General features: G+C 42.4%; 7 protein-coding genes. 3 read left to right on the top strand and 4 right to left on the bottom strand.

Going from position 1 to position 9,713, the window contains the following annotated elements; translation table 11 throughout:
- Positions 1-134 precede the first annotated feature (134 nt).
- The gene (locus L9W92_RS18010; protein ID WP_240085128.1) at positions 135-2,792 is read left to right on the top strand and encodes an N-6 DNA methylase; all 2,658 of its coding nucleotides are present in this window, start codon (positions 135-137) and stop codon (positions 2,790-2,792) included.
- A 5-nt stretch (positions 2,793-2,797) separates the two neighbouring features.
- Complete coding sequence (locus L9W92_RS18005; protein ID WP_240085127.1) at positions 2,798-3,796, top strand: ComEC/Rec2 family competence protein; 999 nt, start codon at positions 2,798-2,800, stop codon at positions 3,794-3,796.
- A 56-nt stretch (positions 3,797-3,852) separates the two neighbouring features.
- On the opposite strand, the gene L9W92_RS18000 is transcribed toward L9W92_RS18005, so the two are convergent.
- From L9W92_RS18000 to L9W92_RS17985, 4 genes are all read right to left on the bottom strand, one after another.
- A complete protein-coding gene (locus tag L9W92_RS18000) occupies positions 3,853-6,267 on the bottom strand; it encodes an ABC transporter permease (protein ID WP_240085126.1) in 2,415 nt (804 codons plus the stop codon).
- The gene (locus L9W92_RS17995) at positions 6,264-6,947 is read right to left on the bottom strand and encodes an ABC transporter ATP-binding protein (RefSeq protein ID WP_240085125.1); all 684 of its coding nucleotides are present in this window, start codon (positions 6,945-6,947) and stop codon (positions 6,264-6,266) included. The genes L9W92_RS18000 and L9W92_RS17995 overlap by 4 nt, the downstream gene beginning before the upstream one ends.
- Positions 6,948-7,016: 69 nt before the next feature.
- On the bottom strand, positions 7,017-8,267 hold the full coding sequence (locus L9W92_RS17990) for a sensor histidine kinase (RefSeq protein ID WP_240085124.1): 1,251 nt from the start codon (positions 8,265-8,267) through the stop codon (positions 7,017-7,019).
- A gap of 10 nt (positions 8,268-8,277) precedes the next feature.
- A complete protein-coding gene (locus L9W92_RS17985; RefSeq protein ID WP_240085123.1) occupies positions 8,278-8,961 on the bottom strand; it encodes a response regulator transcription factor in 684 nt (227 codons plus the stop codon).
- A 264-nt stretch (positions 8,962-9,225) separates the two neighbouring features.
- On the opposite strand from L9W92_RS17985, the gene L9W92_RS17980 reads away from it, so the two are divergent.
- On the top strand, positions 9,226-9,591 hold the full coding sequence (locus tag L9W92_RS17980; protein WP_240085122.1) for a GntR family transcriptional regulator: 366 nt from the start codon (positions 9,226-9,228) through the stop codon (positions 9,589-9,591).
- Positions 9,592-9,713: the final 122 nt, after the last annotated feature.

The raw sequence follows: 9,713 nt of genomic DNA, 5'->3' as shown, positions 1-9,713 counted from the left end.
AAAGATACGCATTGTCATCCATAATTACACATTGATGTTAATATCAAGAGATGGGCTATCTGGAAACAAAGTGAAAAACTAAGAAATATGAAGATATTTTAAGATAATCAAAGTACATTAAGGGAGGTTCTGTAATGGACCGATCCTCAGCCCTTGATAAAGTTGAAAATTTAATTTTAACCTGCGGTTATGATCAGAATGCGATAAGACGTGACTATAGGTTTATTGATGATAAAAAGGTCATTTGCTCTGCAGACATGGTTGTATTTAGTGAAAATAAGCAACTGGACGTAAGCACTTCATGTATAGCTGTTGTTTGGACGGAAAATGGAGGGGATGCCGATAACCTTATAGAAAGGTATCGTTTTTTAGCTGCTCCATTTGTTATTATTTTAAATCCATTAGAAGTTAGTATATACGACTTGCGAAAACAGGAAAAACATAAAAATATAGTTTCTTATAAGCTGCTGGAAAAATATTTTTCTGATAACCGCTTGAATTATGACAAGCAAAATTTGTTAACAGCTAAGAATACCAATTATTTTTATCAAATTTCTCTGTTTGCAGTAAATGCAACCAAATATAAATTGGTCGAGTTGTTTGAATTTGCCATAAGGTCGGAAAAGAACCGTTTAGGCGAGAAATATAATGATGATATTACACATGTTTCAATACATGTTCTTGCTGCTTGTATAATACAAGATAAATTGTGGGGGTATGATACGCGTGTGGGCAATGCGGTTGAGCTGATTGAGAAGTGCTTACAGCACTATCCCAATTATTTTAAAGGAATTATAGGAAAATCGGTAAAAAAACAAATAGCCCAAAATATTTTCGAATACATCAGGAATCAGCTCACTTTTCAGGCTCTGACCAATGATATTTTAGGTCACCTATATGAATTTGCTATATTAGATAATGATATACGCAAAATGTTTGGAATTCACTGGACAGAAGAGGCCCTTGCCCAGCAAATATGCAAATGCCTGCCTTTTGAATTAATACCTGAAGACAAGAGATACGTATTGGATGGCACTTGCGGTTCAGGCAGCTTTTTAATTGCTGCCTGTGATAGACTCAATAAACTGCTTCCCATGAAAATGGACCGCCAATGTAAGCATGATTTGCTTACAGAAAGAATAACCGGAGTTGAAATAGATAAGTTTGCGTCTGAAGTAGCAAAACTGTCGCTGCTGGTATACAGCATTCCTTATGGAAATAAATGGAACATAATTAACAGTGATTTTTTACAATTACCTTTTGACAGGAAACCATCCATAATTATGACAAATCCCCCCTTTGACTATAATAAGAATAAAGAAACAGCAGCTGAATTTATGGATAAGTACCTTAATGTTTTGGAGCCTGGGGGGATCATGGCGATCATACTTCCTGCCACGTATCTTGAGGGTAGCAAATGCGTAGAATCAAGGAATACACTTCTCAATTCAGCCAGGATATACGAGATATGGTATTTGCCGGAGAACTCGTTTGAAACATCTGATGTTTCTATCGTTGTCATAATTTTAAGGAAGTTTAAAACCGGCGAAAGCTTCTCTGAGTATCCTGTAAAATCTCTTTTTATCTCTAATAATGATTATGAATTATTCAAAAAAAGTGGCCGGGCAACAAAGGCAATCTTTAAAAACGCTAAAGAATGGATTGATTCACCGCAAAAAATTATTTCCAATTCGATTCTAGATTCCTGTTTAAAAAGTATAAAAGTTGAAACGAGCGTTGGAAAACTTGTCAGTATTAGCAGGGGCATAGAGCCTAAATTTAAATCAAATGAAGATTTTTGTAATGAAATAGCAAATGATAGTGCTGACAACTGGGAAAAATGGTTGCAGTCTCCTGGAGAAAATATCCTGGAGCCTTATAAGATTACATGGAAAAACTACAGAGACCATAATAGACGATATGTTCGATACCCAGGTAACCATCACCGCGGAAAAGAAAAAGTTCCATTTAAGTCTGAAAAGATACTATTAAACGGGACAAGAAATTCTATGAGCAAGTGGAGGATATATGGGGCAATAGACCGGGATGGTTATTATGTAGGTCATGGATTTTATATTATCTATGATAAGAAAAGCAGTGTTTCTTATGAAGAATTAATTGCGGTTATAAATCATCCGATTACGAGCTTGTATATTGATAAGTTTAATAAGAAGATATACATTAATAAGGACATAGTAAAGGATATTCCATTCCCTAAATTTACTGAAACTCAAAAGCGGATGATTATTAATAGTGTAAATAGAATTAGCGATTTAAAAAATAAAAAAAGACCTAATTGGCAGCATGAAGTATGCGGGCTTATTATTGATGTTGATAATATCGTTTATGATGCTTTTCAAGTGCCAGAGTTTGAACGAGAGAAGATTGCTGAATATTTTTCCGATGTATGCAGGCCGGGAGAAGAATGGCAAAACTTTATTCGTAAAAAAGCTAATTTAATACAGAGTGATTTTCCAAATCCCGAAAAGACCTGGAAGATTTTCGGCACGGTTCAGGGTGTTGATCTTGACAAACAGACAGTTACCTTATTAATAGATGAATATAATGGTGAACAAACAATACCTATTCCCACTGCAATGCCAGGCTGGGCCTTGGAGCAAGGAACAGTATTTGAGGCGGCAATTCCGTTTGCGCAAAGAAATGATATATCGTTGAGCGGAGTTAATTTTTTGAGTTTTCGTATGATTGATTACGGATATCTGTCTGATGATGAATTTAATTTTATGGAGCAAACAAGTAACAACCCTCCTGTCATTTTAGGAGGTGAATGATAATCATGTCCGGTGTTTTGCTGGTCGCTTTCTTAGAGGTTGGGCATGGCGATTCTATTGTAATTATATATCCGGACGGCTCAACAGCAACAATAATTGACACGCCAAACTCTAAATTGACTTTCGATTTTCTTGAGAAACATGGAATTGCCCGTGTTGACTGGGCAATAGTGTCGCATGGCGATAGTGACCACTATAGAGGAATAGCAAGTCTTGTCGCCAACTTGCACAACTCCGGCGTGGCGGTATCAAAACTTGGTTATATAAGGGGAGATAAAAGTATCCGCAGGGAAAACGGGTATAAAAAACTAAGAAGGCAGTTTGCCGAATTTGAAATAAAATACGGTATTGAATGCATTTCACCATATTCTCAATTTCTAACAGGATCAATAGCTAGTTCGGGTGACGTAAATCTAAGTTGTATCTTTCCTCATAGCCCTGCCGATGTAGATATGGCAGGAGATGAACCGAACAATTGGTCCATTGTGCTTATTCTGGAACATGAAAATTACAGGATTTTGCTGCCGGGTGACCTTCAAGGGAAAGGATGGTATAGATTAATGAGTAAGTTGGCTAAAATGGGGAAATCCTTACGAGCCGATATTTTTAAATTGCCCCACCATGGCCGGTGGTTTGCCGGAGGTCCGGAATCCTTAGCATTGAGTAATGTAATAGATATTGTTGATGGTTCAATCGGTATTGTATCAGCAGGATATCACGATAGAATAAGCTGCCCTTCACCGGGAACAATCCACGCTCTAAAAAAGTCGAAGCGTTTTTCAAGAGTACTGTGCACCGGAAGTGGCAAAACATGCCATAATGGAAAACGGATAAAAAGCATACCATCCGGCATAACTTTGGGGAAATCTGCCGATGGTATAAGTGTACCTTGTGCAGGCACGATAATCGTTAGGATAAGCAGAGAGGGTATTGATATTTGTCCTTCACAAAAGGATCATGCGAATGTTATATCAAAGCTTAGTAGTCCTATCTGTATTGGATAGTTACTTGGAAAACGATGTAAACCTCCTTCAAATAACCTGTCCCCTTGCCCTTTTCTTTACAGCCAATGAACAACCTCCGAAACGCTTTTGGCTTTAATTCGCCTTAATGGGCTTATGATGGAAAAAAACGTTATAAGCATGGTTAGAATGAAAATCAAAACCACCTCGGCGATAGGAAATTGCCAAATGATATGAAAAGTCGAAAGCCAGTTTGCAACCAGCGCTTTTTGCAGCATAATTCCCAGAACGCATCCCGCGAGGCAGCCGGTCAGACTGTATGTTGCGGCTTCGCACAAAACCATTTTACTTAATTGAGCGTTTGACATGCCCACAGCCCGCATGACCCCCAAATACCTGGTTTTTGACGCAACGCTCGTATTCATGGTGTTGATGATATTCAAAATGCTGATCAGGGCAATTACCGCTATGAAGCCATATATGAAGACGGCCATGGTTAAAAAGGTTTGGTCGATCTCCGCGTTCTTTTGGCGGGCGTCCAGCACAGTGATAGAATTGCCCGCGAGGCTCTTTATTGCCTGGAAGGCTTGTTCCTGATTTCTCCTGTCGAGTTGAATGTCTATTATTTTATATGCTGATCCGCCGGTTAACTCGGTGAACAGCTTCTCGGTGGTAATAAACGTGGTCAAAGTCAGCTCTTTGCTGTCAAACGGCACGGTGCGCAATATGCCCATAACTTTTAATTCTTTGGTTCCTGCGGGGGTTTCAATATAGACCTTATCTCCCAATTTCAGATTTGCGGTTTCTGTAGAAACACCCTTTCTTAAATGCATGGCGACTGCAATTACCCCGTTTTGCTCGTTTATTTTATCTTCAGAAAGTTCTCCTGCAATCAAATCCGCTTTCGCCCAATTTAACTGGTTTTGATCATATGAGATGAGCCAGGCGCTTTCGGGGGGTACAAACAAACCATTGTCTTTTACTTTGATACCTCCCATGTTTTCTTGATAAGAGCCGGTCAGCCTGGCGGCGTCAAAAGTCGCGTCGACATAGCCGAACATTCTGCCGTAAACCTTTTTAACGCCGTCAATACCCGACAGTCTTGCATACAAATCGTGCTCAAGGTCATGCTCCGAGGTCAGGGAAATGTCGGGGGTGTTAGGCTTGGTGGTTTTCAGACTGGTATGCATAAAATCGACGAATACATTAAAGCCGAAATATATGATAATGCTGACGGCTATGGAGGAAGACATTAAAAATAGCGTTTTCTTTTTAAGAACGGCATTGTTTACTCCCATCGCAATTTCAACGGGCAGAGTTTTAGTCAGAAAACTCCGTTTTTCACGCTTCTTGCTTATTACCTGATTACCTCCCGCTGCGGCGCTCACCGGGGAAACCCGGGCCGCTTTTCTCGCGGGCACAAAGGAAGCGATAAAAACGGTCAGAAACCCGGCGCCTATGCCGGCGGCCAGGCCCGGCAGGCTGCAGTTGAACAAAGGAATGGCGCCGAATAGACTGCTGTTATAGAACTTCAATATGCCGGAGCAAATAAAGGTGATCAGCATACCGGCCAGCAGCCCGCCGGGGATTGCCCGCAGGGTGATATAAATCCCTTCTCTGCGGACCAGCTTTTTTATTTGCGCCTGCGACGCGCCGATGCACCGTAAAAGCCCGAATTGACGCACCCTGTCCATGACCGATATGTTAAAGGTATTATAGATCATAATAACGCCGGCAACGAGCACCATAAAAAATAATATGGCCCCGATTTTATAAAAGTCCGTCGCCGCGTTATGGCCGCTCTGTCCCATGACGGCAAGAAGGCGTTCATTGCGCTCGATTCTGTCGTCGGCAATATTCAAGGCGCTTTTTATTTCTTTTTCCGCCGCAAGTATATTTACGCCGCTTTTAAACTTAATAAAATAAAAATCCGTTTTTGCGTAATGCACCGCAGCGGCGCCGCCGACAGAAAGAAGCACGCCCGGCACTCCCTTCGCCTTCATGCCGCCGAGATCATTGAATATTCCGCTTATTATAAATTCTCTTGCCGCGCCGTCAGCAAAAGCGATTTTAACCGCGTCGCCTGTTTTTAAATTCCATTGATTGTTCTCCGCCGCCCACTGCTCAAGCATGATTTCATTTTCCGCTGTCGGATATTCGCCTTCAATAACCCTTATGTTCAGGTTTTCCGCGAAATTTTGCTCAAGCGCGCCGAGTTTGCACATGACGCCGTTGATACTTGCCTCTCCAAGATCTTTCCATCCCCCGGCGTTTTCTACGTCGATACGGCTGGCAATGGCATGCGTTTCCCGGCCGGACGGCTCTTTCAGCAGAAGATGATAATTCCCGTAGTCATGGATAACTTGTATCTTTTCAAACTGCATAAAGACATCCAGCATGGAGAAAATACCGGTGATGAGGGCGACCGATACGGCAACACCGGCGATGGTCAGCCTGGTTTTCTTTGCGTGGGCCGACAGGTATTTGGGGACAAGACTGAGATAGTTTTTCATCGTCCGGCGCCCCCCAACTCGCTTAGCATGCCGTCCTCCATGCTGAATACCCTGCCGGCGCAGGAAGCATAATTTTGATTGTGCGTAATCATGAGCAGGGTTTGATGATACCTGTCAACGGACATTTTCATCAAATTGATCACGTCCCTGCTGTTCTTGCTGTCAAGATTTCCAGTCGGCTCATCCGCCAGAATAATTGCCGGCCTGGCTGCCAGCGCCCGGCCGATGGCCACGCGCTGCTGCTGCCCTCCCGACAGCTGACCGGGCAAATGGTGTTTTCTGTCCGTCAGCCCCAGTACGTTCAGCAGTTCGTCAATATGCCGCTTGTCCGGCTTTTTATAGTCCAGCAGCAACGGCAGGATAATGTTTTCTTCAACGTTTAATTCGGGCACCAGATTATAAGCCTGAAAGATAAAGCCTATGCTGCGCCTGCGGAAAACCGCCAGTTCCTTTTCCCGCATGGCGAATATGTCCCTGCCGTCTAAATACAGCTTGCCGGAAGTAGGGACATCCAATGCTCCAAGCAGATTGAGCAGCGTGCTTTTTCCCGAACCGGAAGGCCCGACGATGGAAACGAATTCGCCCTTGGAAACGGAAAAGGACACGTCCTTTAAGGCTTCCACCTTTGTCTCGCCTTCTCCGAATGTTTTTGACAGCTTTGCGGCTTTAAGTATTTCCATTTTCCCACCTCAGTTATCTTATTCAGCAACAAGATAACATCCCAACCTTACTCTAATATGAATTTAAGCTTACAATTCTGTAAGCTTGGGCAGATGCACGGTGAATATTGCGCCTTTTTCAACCGCACTTTCGACAGAAATAAAGCCGCCATGCATTTCAATAATTGATTTTGCCAGGGTAAGTCCGATACCTGTGCCCTGCTTGTTTTGTGAAAACCTGCTCCGGTAAAATCTTTTAAAAATGTAGTTGATGTCATCAGGGTGAATGCCTGCTCCGTCGTCCCGGACGGTTATTTTTACCATTAACGGCGTTTCTTCAATCAGAGCCTCGATGCGGTTTCCCGCCCTGGTATGCTCCACGGCGTTTTTTATCAAGTTGCTCAAAGCCTCGAGCATCCATTCCTTGTCACAGGCGTATGACACCCTGCCGCCGGCTTTTATTTCAAAGGTCTTGCCCTCTTTGCCCAACCTGATTTCAAAGCTGTCGGCCGCCTGTTTGATCAGGTCGTTCAGGATGTAATCTTTTTTATTAATCTCAATAATTCCGGCATCCAGCTTCGCCATCTTTAAAAGACTGGCGATCAGGATTTGCATACGGTCGAGTTCACTTTCACTTTTACTTAAAAAGCTTGCGATCACTTTATTATCGATATTTTCATCTTTCATGATTTCGGTATACATGTTAAGCGCCGATAACGGTGTTTTCAGCTGGTGGGATACATTGGTCAAAATATCCTTTAGAAAAATCCTGTTTTGTTTTTCTCTTTCAATATGCGTGTGCAGTGACGCGGTCATCATATTAATGGACGCCGCCAGCTTCGCCAGGCTTCCTTCGCCGCTGTCGCCAAGCCTTGCGGCTATTTCCCCGCTCATTATTTTATTGACATCATCATTATGCCGGTCTATTTTTTGGTAATGGCCTCTCAAAAACAAAAAGGCGGCAAGTAAAATCGCCAGGCTCATTATAACGGAAAATATAAAATTAGTTGCCATATTTGTTTGATAAAACTTATTCACCCTGGGTATTAAATGCAGCCGCATGCTATCTTTGTATCCCGCTTGTTCAAGCAAGGTTTTACCCGTTTCAAAATGATTTTTAAACTTATCCGCCGTAAACGCAGACGGGATTTCTGAAGCCAGTTCCGGATGTTCGCCGCTCAAATATCCGGCCAGTTCATAATCATGCATGATCATTTCATTTTTGAATTGAACGGCATTTATATAGGCAATTATTTGAGCAATTATAACCCCCAGCAGTAAGGCCAATGTTAGTGTTGTAAAAAATTTTTTCGCATCTTTGTTTGTAAATAAGCTGCTCATAGCAAACTCCTCACATAATATTCCACTTGTATCCCATCCCCCTGATTGTTGTCAAAAATGACGGCTGTTTGGGATTGTCTTCAATTTTTTCACGCAGCCTGCTGATATAAACGGCCAAAGTGTTGTCATCTATAAAGCTTTCACGGCAATCCCATAAGCTTTGCATTATCTTTTCTTTGGATAATACAACTCGCGGATTGCGCATAAAAAGACACAGCAGTCTGTATTCGGCGGATGTCAGCTCCAGATCGGTCCCGTTTTTTATCGCCCTGCCTTCCAAGAGCTTTACGGCAATCCCATTTGCATGCAATTCGGTCACCTGTTCTTTTACCGGTTCCGAACGTCTCAGCGTGGCATTTATTCTTGATAAAAGCTCATTCAGCTTGAAAGGTTTGGTTATGTAATCATCCCCGCCCATGTCCAATCCCATGACAATGTTCACTTCTTCATCGGAAGCGGTCAGGAATATTACAGGAATGTTTGAGGTCTGCCTGATCATTCTGCAAATATCGAAGCCGCTGCCGTCAGGAAGCATTAAATCCAGAAGGACTAGATTATATTCGCTTTGATTAAAACAGTGCCTGGCTTCCTTAACAGTTCTTGCCACAGTTACCTCAAACTCATGCTTGGCAAGAGAGAATTTCAATCCTTCAATCAAGCTTAAATCATCTTCAACTAATAGAAGTTTTCTCATATTCGTCCTCCACCGCAGGCATTTTCAAACCTTGATTCTTTGTAAAGCTCCTCTACGTAACAATACCATAAAACCGCCGGTTGCTGCCATTCACGGATTTTTAATTTTGCGGACGGGATTTCCACCCGTTAAGCCAAACCTTCTAGTCATATAGAAATTTAGGCTGATAAACGTATTTACAAAGCCGGATAATGGGTATATAATCACAACTGTACTGATTGTACTATATGTAATAGTACGGATAATATTGAAAGGAGGGGCTTTATGTTTGAACTGGACTTACGCAGCCGCGCGCCTATATATGAACAACTGGTTGAGAAAATCAAAGAACTCATCATAAGCAAGGTGCTGAAGCCTGACGAGCAATTACCGGCCGTACGTGTTTTGGCCGGCGAATTGACCATTAATCCGAATACCATCCAGAAAGCCTACCGGGAACTGGAACATCAAGGATATATCTATTCCATTCCGGGAAAAGGCAGTTTTATCCGGCCTGCTGTTCCCGAGGACAACACTGCCCGCATGCAAACTCTGGAAAACGAGCTTTCCAGAATTTTGTCGGAAATGCTCTATCTGGGTATGCCCCCTCGGAATATCATCACCCGGATTAAAACACTCTTACCTGAATAGCCTCTCGGCATTCGCCGAGGCAGATGGCACAAGGCTTTGCTTGAACCATCGTTATTGAATTCCTCCTACTTACCATAGAGGAATTTTTTTTAAATCCGCATCCAATTGGGAATTCGGATCTA

Origin of the sequence: Pelotomaculum terephthalicicum JT (assembly GCF_022410535.1) — a bacterium.
GTDB classification, from domain to species: Bacteria; Bacillota; Desulfotomaculia; order Desulfotomaculales; family Pelotomaculaceae; genus Pelotomaculum_D; species Pelotomaculum_D terephthalicicum.
This window is presented reverse-complemented; position numbering and strand designations above follow the sequence as displayed.

Coding starts and splice junctions, on each gene's coding strand:
- L9W92_RS18010 (WP_240085128.1), top strand. CDS start 135: ATGGACCGATCCTCAGCCCTTGATAAAGTTGAAAATTTAATTTTAACC.
- L9W92_RS18005 (WP_240085127.1), top strand. CDS start 2,798: ATGTCCGGTGTTTTGCTGGTCGCTTTCTTAGAGGTTGGGCATGGCGAT.
- L9W92_RS18000 (WP_240085126.1), bottom strand. CDS start 6,267: ATGAAAAACTATCTCAGTCTTGTCCCCAAATACCTGTCGGCCCACGCA.
- L9W92_RS17995 (WP_240085125.1), bottom strand. CDS start 6,947: ATGGAAATACTTAAAGCCGCAAAGCTGTCAAAAACATTCGGAGAAGGC.
- L9W92_RS17990 (WP_240085124.1), bottom strand. CDS start 8,267: ATGAGCAGCTTATTTACAAACAAAGATGCGAAAAAATTTTTTACAACA.
- L9W92_RS17985 (WP_240085123.1), bottom strand. CDS start 8,961: ATGAGAAAACTTCTATTAGTTGAAGATGATTTAAGCTTGATTGAAGGA.
- L9W92_RS17980 (WP_240085122.1), top strand. CDS start 9,226: ATGTTTGAACTGGACTTACGCAGCCGCGCGCCTATATATGAACAACTG.